Here is a 14964-nt window from a genome sequence, read left to right on the forward strand (position 1 = left end):
GGCGGGTACGGGAAATCGGCCGGGTGTATCATGAGGGGCACGGACCGAAGAACGTGCCGTCGGCCCGAACCGATCGTGCCGCGGTACGTGGCGGCAGGAGGAAACAGAATGATCCTGGGCTTGCGGACGGCCATCTACCCCGCGCCGGACCTGGCCCGCGGCCGGGAGTGGTACCGCCAGGTGCTCGGCCGCGACCCGTACTTCGACGAGCCGTTCTACGTCGGCTTCGCGGTCGGCGGGTTCGAACTGGGGCTGATCCCCGACGGGGCACCGGGCGCCGCCGGGGTGCAGGCGCTGTGGGGCGTGTCCGACGCCGCGGCCGAGCTGGCGCGGCTGACGGTGCTGGGGGCGGAGGTGCACGAGCCGGTGAAGGACGTGGGCGGCGGCATCAAGGTGGCGTCGGTGATCGACCCGTTCGGCAACGTGTTCGGGATTATCGAGAACCCGCACTTCAACCGCGCCGACGTGCGGTGAATACGGTTGCGACCGCGTCGCGTGATCAGACAGGATGCCCTTCCGTTCTCCGGCTCCGCCGTGGGTCGAGCAAAATAAACCCGAGTGCGTGACTCGGTTGTGGCCAGCGCGGGCGGGCGATATGCTCGAACGCAGGGCGGACCTGACGGCCGGACAAACCCTTCGGAACGCCCCGGCGAATCACCAGTTCGGCCAACGGAGAGCGCGGATGTCGTTGCGACTCCTCCTGCTCGGGTGCCTGCTGATCGTCACCGGATGCGCGGGCAGGACGGTGCCGACTGAACCAGTGGCCGCCGAGCCACCCGATACGGCGATCGAGAGCGAGCCGCCCGAATCGGCCACGCTCCCGCACTCGAACTCCGTCGTCGGCCTCGCCTTCACACCAGACGGAGGCACGCTTGTCACGAGCGACAACGACTCGATCAGGTTGTGGGATGTCGCATCGCGCCGGGAGACAGCAACCCTCAAAAACGGGAAGAGCGGGGCGAAGCCGGTCGCTGTCTCCCGGGACGGGAAATTGATTGCCGCCGGGAATTGGGACGCGACCGTCCGACTCTGGGACCGTGCGACAGGGATGGAACTTGCCACGCTCACCGGCCACACCGGCCCGGTGCTGACCGTCGCGTTCTCCCCGGACGGGTCGCTGCTCGCCAGCGGCGGCCGTGGTAAGCAGTGGGGCGGGGCCGCCGAGGTGAAGCTCTGGAACCTGCGGGACCGGACGGAGGCGGGCGCCCTGCCCGGGGTCGCCGACCCGCTCGGGCGCCTGGCGTTCTCACCCGACGGGAAGACTCTCGCCGTCGGCGACGTTCGCGGCAACCTCTTCCTTTGGGACGCGGCCTCCAAGAAGGTAACATCGCCGCTCAAGGGGCAACGCAGTGTCAGCTGCGTCGTCTGGTCACCCGACGGGAGTAGGCTCGTCTCGGGCGGGAGTGATCTGCGGGTCTGGGAGCCTGCGACGGGCAAGTTGCTCGCGACCCTCCCCGTCGGGGACGCCACGGACGACTGCTTCGGCCTTGCGATTTCCAGGGACGGTAAGCTGGTCGCCTCGGGCACCCACCGCGGCAACCTCAAGGTCTGGGACCTCACTACGGGGACCGCCAGGCTCGTGCTTCGGCGGGCTCACTCACCGGAAGCGCCGGTGGTGAGGCCGATCGGAGAGCTGTCGAAGGGGACGGCGGGGTACGTCTACTGCGTCGCCCTCTCCCCGGACGACGCCGTGCTCGCCGCCGGCGTCGGCCCGACGGTCCGGCTCTGGGACCTCAAGACACTGCTCCCTGCGAACGCCGCAGCCGAGAAGCAGCCCAAGGGCGCGGAACCCGAATCGCGGTAGCGGGCAAACCCGAGCCAATGTGAGATCGGAGCTCCGTCTCGCGATCGCTCTCGATTCTTCGCAGAGGTGATAGGCGCACCGCGTCGGGCCTCGAAGACTCGACCCGACCTACGGAAGCCCCGAGCCGGCCGCGGGTTGCGGCCCACGGCGTCGCTCCAACGCTAATTTGTGACATTGACTCAATGCGTGCCTCGACCCCCCGGGGGGGAGCCGTACACACAATGCCCCCGGCTTGAGCGACGCCCGTCACAGCAGCCGGTCGCGCTTCCGCAGCAGCCACTCGCCCAGCAGCGCCAGCAGCAGCAGGCCGTACACCCCCGCGTGGTTCCACAGCGGCAGCGGCGGCCGCGGCTCGTTCAGCGGCACCCGGTCCGGCTCCTTCAGGTCCGCGAAGAACGCCTCCGCCGTCGCCAGCGTGTAGAACTTGCCGTGCGACTTCGCCGCCGCCGCGATCAGGTCCGGGGCGTTCAGGTCCACCCGCTCCCGCTCCGTCGCCGGCGGCAGCACCCGCACGCTCGCCGACGGCGGCGCCGCACCCACGTCCGGGTCCGACAGCACGAACTGGTACACCCCCTCCGGCGTCCGCGTCAGCACGCCCTCGAAGCGGCGGCGGTCGGCCTTGTCGCGCGCCAGCACCAGCAGCTGCGTCTCCGCCTCGCCCGCCGACCCCGGCAGCGGCGACCGCGTCACCCGCACCTTCACCACCGTGCCCTCCGGCGGCGCCGGGGCGTCGTCGGGGAAGCCTACCTGTACCGTGATGCGGTCGCCGCGGCGGACCGGGCCGTCGGGCAGCAGCTTCAGTTCCGGCTTGCCGCGCCGCGCCCGCGCCAGCGCCCGCACCGACTGCAACCAGAAGGCGTTGAACTGCGGCTCGTCGGCGCGGAAGCGCCACCGCCACGTCTCGTCGAAGCCGAGGAACACCACACGCCCGGCGCCAGCGAACTGCTGCAGCACCAGCGGGTGCTTGCCGCCGGTGTTCCCCTCCGCGGCGCGGTCCGGGTGAACCGCCAGTACCTCGGCCGCGGGCTTGCGGGCGTACCCCTTCGCGGCCCAGAACAGCGGCGGCAGCCGCGCCCAAATCTGCTCCGCCTCCGCGTCCTTCTTGCCGAACCGGAACAGCGGGTGCCGCTTCCCCTCGGGCGTCAACTGCGGGCGGTAGCCCTCCGTCAGCGGGCGGTCCTCGGGCGTCGGCCGCGGCACGACTTCGAGCACCACCACCGGCAGCACGTCGGCCACCGGCGTGTCGGCGAACGCGGCCGGGGTGTGGTGCTCGCCGGCGGCCACGAGGAGGCCGCCGCCCTTCACCTTCACGAAGTCGGCCAGGTCTTGCATCGCCCGCGCCGACTGCGGCAGCAGTTTCGGGTCGAAGTCGCCGAGGATGACCACGTCGAACGTGAACAGCTCGTCGCGGGTCGGGAACGCCTCCAGGGCCACGGCGCTGCGGTCCGTCTCCGACCACCCCGGCGACGCCCCCACCAGCACCGTCTTGAACTCGATCGACTTGTTCCCCGCCACCTGGTCCGACTCGCGCTCCAGCAGCACCTTGGCGAAGCGGAAGTCGTACCGCGGCCGGCCCTCCACGAACAGCACGCGGGCGCGCTTGGCCTCGGTCACGAGCACGCGCCGCTCGACGCGGTTGTTCGTCAGGTCCGTCTCGCCCGGCGCCGGCGGCACGTCGAGGACAAGAATCTTTTCGCCGACGGTGGTGGGGGTGTACGCCAGCTCCACCTTTTCGCCGGCCTCGGTGGGCCGCACCTCCTGCCGGCCGAGCTCGACGAGGCGGTCGCCGACCTTCTCGTAGAGCGTCACGCGGACGGGGTCCGGCGGCACGGCGCCGCGCGACGCCAGCTTGGCACCGATGTCGAGCGTGTCGCCGCGGGCCACCACGTCGCCGAAGCGCAGGTCGGACAGGCCCAGGTCGGGGACGACCCACGGGTCACCGACGCCGACGAGGTACAGGGGCACGCCGGCGGCCTCGGCCGCGGCCGGCAGCGACGCGCCGGCGGTGGTCACGCCGTCGGTGAACATCACCACCGCGGCGGGCGGATTCCCCTGGAACTGTCGGGCGATCTGCTCGACGCCGTCGCCGAGCTGCGAGCCGTCGCCGGTGGGTTGCAGCGCGAGCAGCGCCTCGCGCAGGGGGGCAGCCTCCTCGGTCTCGGTGGCGCTGCCGACGACGCGGCCGCGGACGTCCACGGCGAACACGTTCACCTTGACGCGCTTCTCGGTGAGGAGGCGGTCGAGCCAGTCGCCGCCGGGGCGCGTGAGCAGTTGTTGGGCGAGCTTCAGGCGGTGCGTCCGCGGCAGGTTGGCGGCGCCGACCAACTCCTCGGCCTTGGCGCGGACGGCGGCGTCCTTCAGGTCGTCCACCGTGTCCATGCTCGCGGACGTGTCGAGGATGATGACGACTTCGGGCCAGCCGACGCGCTTGAAGACGAGCTTCCACTGCGGCAGCACGGCCGTGAGTACCGTGAGAATGACGGCCCCGCGCAGCAGCGCCGCGGGGAGGACGCGAGCCAGGCCGCCGGCGGCGGCGCGCTCCCGGGCGTAAATGCCGAACGCGTAGCCGACGAACAGCACGGCGACGCCGACGACGGCCCAGCCGTCGTTGCGGCGGTCCGGCGTCGTCACCGACACGCGCTCGAACACCACGCGGTTGCTCTCGCCGGCCGGCGCCGGCGGCACCCCGGCGGCGCGGGCGATGGCGCCTTCCGCGGCGTCGCGGGCCGGGTCGGGGAGGAAGCCGAACAGGTCGCCGGTGAGTTCGACGCGCACCGCCAGCGCCACGGCGGCGAGGCACACCAGCGTCAGCCCGCCGGCGAGCACGGTGCCGAACGTGCGCCAGACCGGGTGCCGGCTGAGCGGCCGCGCCACCGTGCCGCCGGCGCGGGCGGGGCCGGTCCACCACGCCAACGTCGTCTCCGCGGCCAGCAGCGTCAGCAGCGCCCACGCCGCCCACCGGGACAGGTCGGGGCCGTGCGGCCGCGGCTGCGTCACGGTGCCGGTGCCGCTGCCGTCGGTCGGCTGTGCCTCGGCCGGGTCGCTCACCACCTGAACGGGGCCGACCACCTTCCACTCGTCGGGCGTGAGCCGCTTCAGGTCGGACTCGGCGTCGCCGGCCGGGTTCACCGCGAACACGCGGTCGCGGCTGTCGCCGGGCGCCACCCGCTCGCGCGGGTCGGTCAGCCGCATCCGGTAGAAGCCGGCGAGGCGCGTGTCGGCGAACCGGGCCACGGCCGACTCGTCGCGGAGTGTCACCGGGGCGTCACCGCTGATCCCCTCGGGGCCGGTCACGCTCGCGGTCAGGCCGGCGGCCGCGGCGGGGAAGAATTCCTCGAGCGCGTCGCCGACGCGGGCCGTGTGCGGGTCCGGGTTTGCGGCGGCGAAGCGGAGCAGTTCGTGCTGGAATTCCAGGTAGCTCGGGAAGATGGGCCACTCGGTCCAGTCGCGGTTCAGGCTGCTGGCGTACACCACGACGCGGCCGCGGAAGCGCGGCCACTCGAGCACCGCGGGGTCGAGCTTCGCGTCCTTCGCGCCGGCCGCCGGGGCGAACGACAGGACGCGCCGGGCGGCGCCGTCGGCGAGCTTCACGTACCCGCGGAACGGCACGCCGACGAGGCCGGCGCGCGGGTTGTCCTCGCGGAACGCGGCCAGCGGCGAGCCCGGCCGGCGGTACTCGGCGTCGTCGGCGCTCAGGGTGAAGCCGGGGTTCTCGGCGGGGGCGCTCACGACCTCCCCGAGCGCCGACGGGAGGATGCCCTTGCCGTCGGCGTACAGGAGGCGGTTGTAGCTGTCCTTCGCCGCGGCCGCGTTCGGGCCGAGGCCGATCACCACGCCGCCGCCGCGCTTCAGGTGCGCTTCGAGCCGCGCCGCCATCGCCGGGGTGACCGTCGGCACGTCGGCGAGGTAGACGCAGTCGGCGCCGGTGGTGTCGCCGACGGCCGCGTCCGCGAACTCGCCGTAGCTCAGCATCCAGCGCTCGGCGGGCGTCTCGGGCCAGCGACCGCCGGGGCGGTGCAGACGCGCCGGGGTGTCGCCCGGCCGCGCGCCCGGCGGCACGAGCGCCCGCGCCAGGTACTCGCCGGCCCGCTTCAGCGGGTCGGCCTCGCCCTTCTTCCCCTCCACGATCAGCGCGTGCAGCCCGTCGCGCGCCTCGACCACGACCGCCCGCGCGTCGTCGGCCGGCAGGTCGTCGCCGGTTTCCAGCTTCACCTGGATGAGATGCACGCCCGGCGTCAGGAAACCGGTTTTGCTCCCCTCCAGCGTGAACGACGCCGACACCCGCCCGCCGGCCGGGATCGCGGGCGTGGACTCGGCGGCGACCGCGGCCGGCGTCTCGACCCCCGCCGCCGACGGCCGGCCGAGGTGCAGCCCGAGCTTGGTCGGCGGGTGGTCGCGGCGGCCGAAGTTCTGCACGGTCGCGGTGACGACCATTGGCGAGCCCACGACCGCGACCGGGTCGGACAGTGCGAGATCGACGACGGCCAGGTTCTCGGGGTCGTCGCGGGCCACGTCCACGACGACCACGTCGGCGGCGCCGCGGCCGTTCTTGCCGCGGAGGATGGTGGTCCACGCCTCCGGCAGCGGCGCGTCGGCCCGCGGCAGCGCGGCGGCCCACCCGGTGCGCTGCGCGTCGGTGAAGATGGTGACCTGCCGGCGCGGGTAGCCGCGCGGGGAGCGGCTCAGGGCATCGACCACGTGCGACAGCACGACGGCGCCGTCGGCCGCGGCGTGGGTGGGGCGGAGCTTCCCGAGTTCGTCCAGCACCTTCAGCACGGCGTTCGACGGCCCCGGCACCACGACCGGCGACGGCGCGCCGACGACGATCACGCTGAACCCGTCGCCGGGGCTGCCGCCGCGGACCAGCTCCTCGGCCTGGGCCTTCGCCTTCTCGAACCGCGTCGGCCCGTCGGCGGCGCGGGCCGTCATGCTCATCGAGGCGTCGAGCACGATCACGTGGTGCGTCCGCGTGCCGGACGCGACGGCGACCTGCTCGCCGGGCCGGACGCGCTGCCACCACGCCTCGGCCCAGTCGGTGGCGGCGGCGAGCGCGAACAGCGCGACGAGCAGCGCCAGCACACGGGCGGCGAGGAGGAGCCAGTGGTCGACGCGGCGGCGGTGGCGGCGCTCGGCCACCGCCAGGAAGCGGATCGCGGCCCAGGGGACGATCTGGTAGCGCTTGCGGAACAGGAGGTGGACGAGGAACGGCACCGCGACGGCGGCGGCCGCGGCCCCGGCGGCGAGGCCGGGGGTGAACACGGCGAACACGGCGAACGGGGGCATCGGCGGCCGGGTCGGGGTGCGGGCGCGGGGTGCCCCGTTAGTATGACGCCCGGCCGCCGCCGGGAACAGGGCGCGCGCCGGTCACGTGGCCATGATGACGGTCTTCACCTCGGTGTACAGCTGCAGCGCGTACGCCCCCAGCTCGCGGCCGATGCCGCTCATCTTGAACCCGCCGAACGGCGCCGCGGCGTCGAACACGTCGTAGCAGTTCACCCACACCGTGCCGGCCTTCAGCGCGTTCGACAGGCGGATCGCCTTCTTCACGTCCTTCGTCCACACGGCCGCGGCCAGGCCGTAAAAGCTCTTGTTGCCGCGGGCGATCACCTCGTCGGCGTCCTTGAACCGCAGGATGCTCATCACCGGCCCGAAAATCTCCTCCCGCGCGATCTTCATGTCGTCGTTCACGTCGGCGAACACCGTCGGCTCCACGAAGTAGCCGCGGTCGCCGACGCGGCCGCCGCCGGAGAGGCGCCGCGCGCCCTCGGCGTTACCGGCGTCGATGTAGCCGAGGATGCGCTCCATCTGCTCCTGGCTCACTTGCGGCCCCTGCTCCGTCGTCGGGTCGAACGGGTCGCCGACGCGCCGGGCCTTCGCCTTCGCCGTCATCTTGTGGACGAACTCGTCGTACACGCGGTCCTCGACGTACAGCCGGCTGCCGGCCACGCAGCACTGCCCCTGGTTGAAGAACAGCCCGAAGTACGCGCCTTCCACGGCAGCGTCCAGGTCGGCGTCGGCGAACACGACGTTCGGCGACTTGCCGCCGAGTTCGAGGCTGACGCGCTTCAGGTTGCTGTCCGCGGCCGCCTTCATGACGATCTTGCCGGTCGTCGTCTCGCCGGTGAAGGCGATCTTGTCCACGTCCGGGTGGCCGGACAGCGCCGCGCCGGCAGTCGGGCCGAAGCCGGGCACCACGTTGATGACGCCGTCGGGGAAGCCGACCTCCTGCGCCAGTTTGGCGATCCGCAGCGCGGTGAGCGGCGTCTGCTCGGCGGGCTTGAGGACGAGGGCGTTGCCGCACGCCAGCGCCGGCCCCCACTTCCACGCCTGCATCAGCAGCGGGAAGTTCCACGGGATGATCTGCCCCACGACGCCGACCGGCTCGTGGCGGGTGTAGCAGAAGTAGTTGCCGTCGACGGGGATGGTGAGGCCGTGGTTCTTGTCGGCCCAGCCGGCGTAGTAGCGGTAGCACTGCAAGGTCAGCGGCAGGTCGGCGGCCAGCGAGTCGGCGATCGGCTTGCCGTTGTCCAGCGTCTCGAGCGCGGCCAGTTCGTCGAGGTTCGCCTCAACGGCGTCGGCGAGCTTGTTGAGGAGCCGGCCGCGGCCGCTGGCGTTCATGCGACCCCACGGGCCGTCCATCGCGGCTCGGGCGGCCTTCACGGCGCGGTCGATGTCCTCCTTGTCGCCCTCCGCGACGCGGCAGATCACGTCGCCGGTGGCGGGGTTCACCGTCTCGAACGTCTTGCCGGACGCGGCCGGCAGCCACCTGCCGCCGACGAACAGCTGCTGGTCGGACACCTTCGGCGGCGCGGGCTTCGGCATCCGGGCGGTGGCGGCGGCCATGGGAGAGCCTCGGGGGAAGGGGGTGGCATTGTAGGTAGGCCGCCGCGTGCGGCGGTGCGCAGCCGTGCTACGCCGCAACCGGCGACCCGATCACTCCTTGTCCTCCAGCCTGCCCGACCGCTGGATCGCCCGGAACAGGCGCAACCCGAACATCGTCGCCGTGGCGCACCCAAGCATCCCGAACACCGGCAGGTCCCACAGCAGCGGCGGTGCCTTCGCCGCCCAGATCACCGCCGAGCCCAAGAACAGCGCGCTCACCATCATCCCGAACACCAGCCGGTTCACCGACGGGTCGAGGTGGCGGTGGTCCAGCTGCACCGCGAGCTGCTGGTTGTTCAGCCGGCGGAACAGGCCCGACACCTCGCGCGGCAGGCCGCGGACGAGTTGCTCCCACTCGCGCAGGTCGGAGAACAGCTGGCGCACGACCCGCTTCGGCGACAGCTTCTTCATCACCAGCGACCGCGCGTACGGCTCCAGCAGCCCCACCAGGTTGAACTTCGGCGACAGCCGCCGGCCGGTCCCTTCGAGGATGATGAGCACCCGCAGCAGCATCGCCAGCGGCGCCGGCAGCAGGACGTGGTAGCGGCGGACCGCGTCGGTCAGGTCGTTCAGCGCCGTGCCGAGCTGGAACTGGTCCAGCGGCATCCCCCAGTAGTATGCCAGCTGCTCCGCCACCTCCGCCTCCAGGGCGTCGGCGTCGAGCTTCGGCGGCACGTCGGCCACCTCCACGATCAGGTCCGTCAGCGTCGCCGCGTCGTGGTTCACCGCCGCGGTCACGCCGCGCTCGATCCGGTCGCGCAGCTTCGCGTCCACGCGGCCAACCATGCCCACGTCCAGCAGCCCGATGCGGCCACGCGGGTGGTCGGGCGTCGCCGGCAGGTACAGCAGGTTGCCCGGATGCGGGTCGGCGTGGAAGATGCCGTCGCGGAAGATCATCGCCAGGAAGACGTGCGCCCCGCGCGCCGCCAGGTCGTGGAGGTCGCCGCCGGCCGACCTCACCTTCTCGAGCCGGGTGAACGGCACGCCCTCCAGGTACTCCATCGTCAAGACGCGGCCGGTCGAGAACGCCGGGTACGGTTCCGGCACCGCCACGCCGGCGTCCTTCTCGAACGCCTGCCGGAACAGTTGCAGGTTGCGCAGTTCGCGGCGGAAGTCGAGCTCGCGCAGAAGCACACGCTTGAACTCGGCCACAACCGCGACCGGGCGGTAGGGTCGCAGCTCCGGCAGGAACCGCACGGCCAGCTCGGCCAGTTCCGCGAGGATGGACAGGTCGTTCTCGACGCGGCGGACGATTCCGGGGTGCTGCACCTTCACCACGACCGCGCGGCCGTCGTGGAGCGTGGCCCGGTGGACCTGCCCGATCGACGCCGACGCCAGGGGCACCGGTTCGAAGTGCGGGAACACCTCCGGCACGGGGCGACCGAGTTCCTGTTCGATGAGGTCGCGGGTGGCCTCGAACGGGTCCGCGGGGACGTTCCCTTGTAGTTCGGACAGTTCGTCGGCGAGCGCCGAGCCGACCACGTCGCGGCGGGTGCTGAGGACCTGGCCGAACTTGATGAACGTGGTGCCGAGCTCGGTGAGGACGAGCCGCACCCGGGCCTCGAACGTCAGCTGCGACAGGCGGACGATCTCGGTCCGGGCGGCCCACCGGCGGACGAACCCGGGGTCGAGCCGCAGCACCACGTCGGCGAGGCCGTACTTGGTCAGCGTGCGGACGATCTCGACGACCCGGGACAGGTTCCGGGCGAGCTGCGGGATGGACGCCAGGTCGAGCCGCATGCCGGGCGTCCCCCGCGCTCCGGGCGGAGCGCCCGCTACTTCGGGTTGAGCGTCACGCGGGCCGTCTCGCCGGCCCGCAACACCACCTTCGCCGCGGCCCGGGTCGTCTTCCCGTTCGCGGTCACCTCGGCGACGAGTTCATACCCGTAATCCTGGCCGTAGCTCAGTGCCGGCACGGAGTACGTCCGCGAGTTGCCGGTGGTCGGCGACGACACCCCGTTGAACTTCAGGACGGCGCTCTCGGGCAGGTCGACGACCAGCGTGGCCGCGCCGGTGCCGGCGAACGGGTCGGCGTAGCCGCGGCAGCCGTAGCAGCCCCACCCGTAGGTGGCGTAGGGGCCGTACGACGCCCAGTTCGCGTACGGGCCGTGGGCGTAGTTGTAGTACGCGAACCACGGGTAGGCCCAGCCGTAGTAGTACGTGTTGGTGTAGTACCCGCTCGGGGTCAGGAGCGGGAACGTGGCGCTGGTGGCGGTCGGCCAGTCCCAGGCCTTCGCGGGGGCGGCGGATGCGGCCACGGCCAGGACGGCGGCGAACAGGGCGCGTCGCATGGGGTGTCTCCGGGTTGCGGGGGCGGCATAAAGCCCCCTCCCCCTCGACTCTAGCGACCGGCGTGTCCGACACAACCTGTCTTGCCCAGATTATCCAAACTACCACCCGGGCCGCTTCAATCCCCGTTCCGCTCCGCTTCGCGGTCGAGGTGCAGGTGCGGCGTCGCGCCTTTGCCGCGGAGCTCGATCACGCGGTCGGCGCGGCCCTGCGTCAGGTACGCGGTCAGGTCCACGCCCATCTCGCGCAGCGCGCTCAGGTGCTGCCGCTGCCGCTCCTCGGCCTGCCGGCGCACCTCGATCTCCGTCTCCGCGTCGCGGCGGCGCTGGTCGCGCACGGCCGTGCGCTCCGCCTCCTTCTGCCGCAGCTCCGCCTCCTGCCGCTTGCGGCCCAGTTCGATCTCGGCTTCCACCTCGGCCGTCTGCTCGGTCCGCCGCCGCGTCGCGCGGTTCATCTGCGCGTTTAGCTTGAAGTCCTCCAGCGTCTGCGCCTGCTCCTCGGTCGCGCGTTCCAGTTGCAGCCGCGTCCGCGACTCGATCGCCTGGTCGTGCATCGCCTGGAGCCGGTCCGGGGCGGCGTAGCCCCGGTAGACCACCTTGTTGACGCGGTAGCCGTTCTGGGCCGCCCGCGCCGTGAGCTGCCGGTAGGCGTCGAGCTCGTTCAGCCCGCCGGTGTCGTGCTTGAACTGCTCGAACGTACGCCGGCCGCAAAACTCGACCACGTCCGACGTGGCGGCGTTGATGAAGTCGCCGATCGGGTCGTGCGTCGCCTCCAACATGCGGTCGATGTCCATGAGCTCGAAGAAGAGCATGAGCTTGATGGTGAGGACGGCGTCGTCGGCGGTGCGGACCTCGGGCACGTCGTGGTACATCTGGTCGGGCATGAGCCACAGCTTCTGGAAGACGAGCCCCTTGGCGACCTTCCGCACGCCCTGCGAGCCGCCCTCGGAGCCGTGCCACGCGAACGTGTGCAGCCACTCGCCGGGCGCCGGCACGAACAGCGTCGGCCCGTACACGATCCGCCGCGTGATCGCGTCCGACCCCGCGGCCCGGCTGTACACGATCACCGCCTCCTTGGCGGCGAGTTGGAGGGCGTCCTGGCGCTGGACGGTCTCGTGGACGCGCGGGTCGAACCACAGGTCGGCGGGGCCGGGGACGTGTTCCTGCCGGCCGTCGCGGAAGCGGACGATGAGGAACTCGCCGGGGTGCGCGACGAAGTGCCGCATCTTCTCGAACCGCTTCCGCCACGCCCACACGCGCCGCGGCCCGATCACGACCTCCATGCTCCCGTCCGCGCGGACCATGAGCGCCCGCTGCCCCTCCTCGACGGTGTAGTACCACATGGTGGCGGTCCCGTAGTCAGGGGTGGTGTCGAGTCCCGGCGGCATCGGCCGCTGGGGGATGTTGGCTTGAAGGTCGGCGACGTGAACGGAATCCCAACGGCCGGTGTTCGGGTCGATCGTGCCGCGCATCCCCTTGAGGAATTCGACGCGGGCGTGGGCGCGCTTCGCCTTCGCGGCGGTGCGCGTCACCGACTCCTCGGGCACGTCGAAGTCGATAGCCGTGTCGGTGAACTCGCAGAGCATCGAGTCCACGGACTCCGTTTCGCTCTGGCCGTAGTGCTCGTTGATGGCCTTGATGAGCGCGGCCCGCGGGTAGCCGACGAGGCGGATCTTCTTGTTCAGGATGAACGTCAGCTTGTCGGCGACGGACAGGTCGTTGGGGTCGGCGGCGGCCACGAACAGCGTCTCGCCGTCGAGCCGGACGGGGAGGACGAGATTCTCGCGCGCCACCGACTCGGGGACGAGTTCGAGGACGTGCGGGGGCGGCGTCGGCAGCGGGATGACCGACGGCTCCGCGGCCTCGGCGGCGAGGTGGACGGCGCCCCGCTTGTGGATGATGTCGGGGATCACGGCGGTCTCCGCCGCCGCGACCGCGGCGGGTGGACACCTGGGCTGGGACTTGTCGGTGCTATTGTTTCCGCGCGGTCAAGAGGAAGGGTGGGGTCGGCAAGAGACGACGGGTTAACCACAGAGTCACAGAGAGCACAGAGGGAAGACAAAAAACCGAGAGGAAGACACAAGATTGATTGAAATCAAACTCTGCCTCGTCTCGGTTTTCTGTCTTCCCTCTGTGCTCTCTGTGACTCTGTGGTTAATCCGGCTTCGCTCCCGTTTTCCGGCCCGCCATCAGCCGAGCCACCTCGGCGCAGTCCTTGTCGCCGCGGCCGCTGAAGCACAGCACCACCACGTCCGTCTTCGGCCGCCGCGCCGCCTCGCGCATCGTCTCGACCACCGCGTGCGCCGTCTCCAGCGCCGGCAAAATCCCCTCCAGCCGGGCGCACAGGTGGAAGGCGTCCAGCGCGTCCTGGTCGCTCACGTTGCAGTACCGCACCCGGCTGCTGTCGCGCCAGTAGCTGTGCTCCGGGCCGACGCCCGGGTAGTCCAGCCCGGCGCTCACCGAGTGCACGTCGGCCGTCTGCCCGTCGTCGTCCTGGAGCACGTAGCTGAAGCTGCCGTGCAGCACGCCGGGGGCGCCGAACGTGAGCGTCGCGGCGTGCTGGCCGCGCTCCTTGTTCCGCCCGCCGGCCTCGACGCCGACCAGTTCCACGCCCGCCTCGTCCACGAACGGGTAGAACATGCCGGCCGCGTTGCTCCCGCCGCCGACGCACGCCACCACCGCGTCCGGCAGCCGGCCGAACAGCTCGCGGGATTGCTCGATCGTCTCGCGGCCGATGACGCTCTGGAAGTCGCGGACCATCATCGGGAACGGGTGCGGGCCGACGACGCTGCCGATGATGTAGTGCGTCCCCTCGACGGTGCTCATCCACTCGCGCATGGCCTCGTTCGTGGCGTCCTTCAGCGTCTTGCTGCCGCTCGACACGGGGAACACCTCGGTCCCCATCGCCTTCATGCGGAAGACGTTCAGCTCCTGCCGGCGGATGTCCTCCTCGCCCATGTACACCCGGCACGTCATGCCGAACAGCGCCGCCGCGGTGGCGGTGGCGACGCCGTGCATCCCCGCCCCCGTCTCGGCGATGACGCGAGACTTGCCCATGCGCTTCGTGAGCATGGCCTGGCCGAGGGCGTTGTTGATCTTGTGCGCCCCGGTGTGGTTCAGGTCTTCGCGCTTGAGGTAGATGCGAGCGCCGCCGGCTTCCGCCGTGAGCCGCTCCGCGAAGTACAGCCGACTCGGCCGGCCGACGTACTCCTGCAACCGCCGGTCGAACTCGGCGAGGAACGCGGGGTCGGCCTGCGCGTCCTTGTAGGCGCGGTCGAGCTGTTCGAGCGCGAACATGAGGGTTTCGGGGACGAACCGGCCGCCGTAGGGGCCGAACCGGCCGCGGGCGTCGGGGACGTGGGAGACGGGGGCAGAAGTCATGAGCCGGGGTCGCTCGTGGGGTGGGTCCGCGCCGTCATTCTAGGCGCGTGCCCCCCGAGCGGGCGCGTCAGGGGGCGGAGTGCGCCACCCTTTCGGCCCCTGCCGGGGCGGGCTCGGATAAAAGCGGTGCGATCCGACGCCGCCACCGCAGCGCTTCGGCGGTCAGCAGCCCGGCCGCGACCGCGCCGACGAGCCACGGCACGAGGTGCCAGCCCGGCCGGAACACGCGGTACCCCTCGGCCGACGTGACGCGCTCCTCCCCCTCCGCGCCGTGGAACGCGACCGCCACCACGCCGGCGCCCACGTCGTAGTCGCGGTAGACCGAGCTGTCCGCCTTCCGCATGGCCCGGCCGCGGTCCACCGCCGACTCGCTCCACAGGTCGGACAGGTCGCGGGCGCCGTGCTTCAACTGCTCCGTGGCGTAGTCCGGCCGGCCCTCGCTGCCGAGCGCCGCCGCCACCTCCGCGGCCGTCATGCCGGGCTGAACCTTCGCCGCGTCCTCGGCGGGGCTCGCGCTCAGGGCGCCGGCCACCAGCACGACCACGGCCACGACCTCGCCGGCCGTCCGCTCCCGCATCGTCCAGCGCATCGCCGCCCCCGGGTGAGTAC

9 protein-coding genes are annotated in these 14964 nt (G+C 71.9%); 2 read left to right on the plus strand and 7 right to left on the minus strand.

The annotated features are described in order from the left end of the window. Window positions 1–108 precede the first annotated feature (108 nt). Both ETAA1_RS25460 and ETAA1_RS25465 read left to right on the plus strand, forming a co-directional pair. On the plus strand, window positions 109–474 hold the full coding sequence (locus ETAA1_RS25460) for a VOC family protein (RefSeq protein WP_145243301.1): 366 nt from the start codon (window positions 109–111) through the stop codon (window positions 472–474). Between the two features lie 208 nt (window positions 475–682). Next, on the plus strand, window positions 683–1804 hold the full coding sequence (locus tag ETAA1_RS25465) for a WD40 repeat domain-containing protein (protein ID WP_202920398.1): 1122 nt from the start codon (window positions 683–685) through the stop codon (window positions 1802–1804). A gap of 246 nt (window positions 1805–2050) precedes the next feature. Here the strand turns inward: ETAA1_RS25465 and ETAA1_RS25470 are convergent, their stop codons facing one another. From ETAA1_RS25470 to ETAA1_RS25500, 7 genes are all read right to left on the minus strand, one after another. Continuing rightward, entirely contained in the window at window positions 2051–7087 is a 5037-nt protein-coding gene (locus ETAA1_RS25470; RefSeq protein ID WP_145243303.1) for a VWA domain-containing protein, read from the minus strand. A gap of 81 nt (window positions 7088–7168) precedes the next feature. Then, window positions 7169–8647, minus strand: a complete 1479-nt coding sequence (locus tag ETAA1_RS25475; RefSeq protein ID WP_145243305.1) for an aldehyde dehydrogenase family protein — start codon at window positions 8645–8647, stop codon at window positions 7169–7171. Between the two features lie 90 nt (window positions 8648–8737). After that, entirely contained in the window at window positions 8738–10426 is a 1689-nt protein-coding gene (locus ETAA1_RS25480; protein WP_145243306.1) for an ABC1 kinase family protein, read from the minus strand. Between the two features lie 35 nt (window positions 10427–10461). After that, on the minus strand, window positions 10462–10977 hold the full coding sequence (locus ETAA1_RS25485) for a TIGR03000 domain-containing protein (RefSeq protein ID WP_145243308.1): 516 nt from the start codon (window positions 10975–10977) through the stop codon (window positions 10462–10464). Between the two features lie 116 nt (window positions 10978–11093). Continuing rightward, window positions 11094–12887 carry a GspE/PulE/PilB domain-containing protein gene (locus ETAA1_RS32400; RefSeq protein WP_202920399.1) on the minus strand — a complete coding sequence of 598 codons (1794 nt, stop codon included), beginning with the start codon at window positions 12885–12887 and terminating at the stop codon, window positions 11094–11096. 241 nt (window positions 12888–13128) lie between these two features. Further along, window positions 13129–14355 carry a tryptophan synthase subunit beta gene (gene trpB, locus ETAA1_RS25495; RefSeq protein WP_145243310.1) on the minus strand — a complete coding sequence of 409 codons (1227 nt, stop codon included), beginning with the start codon at window positions 14353–14355 and terminating at the stop codon, window positions 13129–13131. A 67-nt stretch (window positions 14356–14422) separates the two neighbouring features. Then, complete coding sequence (locus ETAA1_RS25500; RefSeq protein ID WP_145243311.1) at window positions 14423–14944, minus strand: hypothetical protein; 522 nt, start codon at window positions 14942–14944, stop codon at window positions 14423–14425. Window positions 14945–14964 lie beyond the last annotated feature (20 nt).

The organism is Urbifossiella limnaea, from assembly GCF_007747215.1.
In the GTDB taxonomy this organism is placed as follows: domain Bacteria; phylum Planctomycetota; class Planctomycetia; order Gemmatales; family Gemmataceae; genus Urbifossiella; species Urbifossiella limnaea.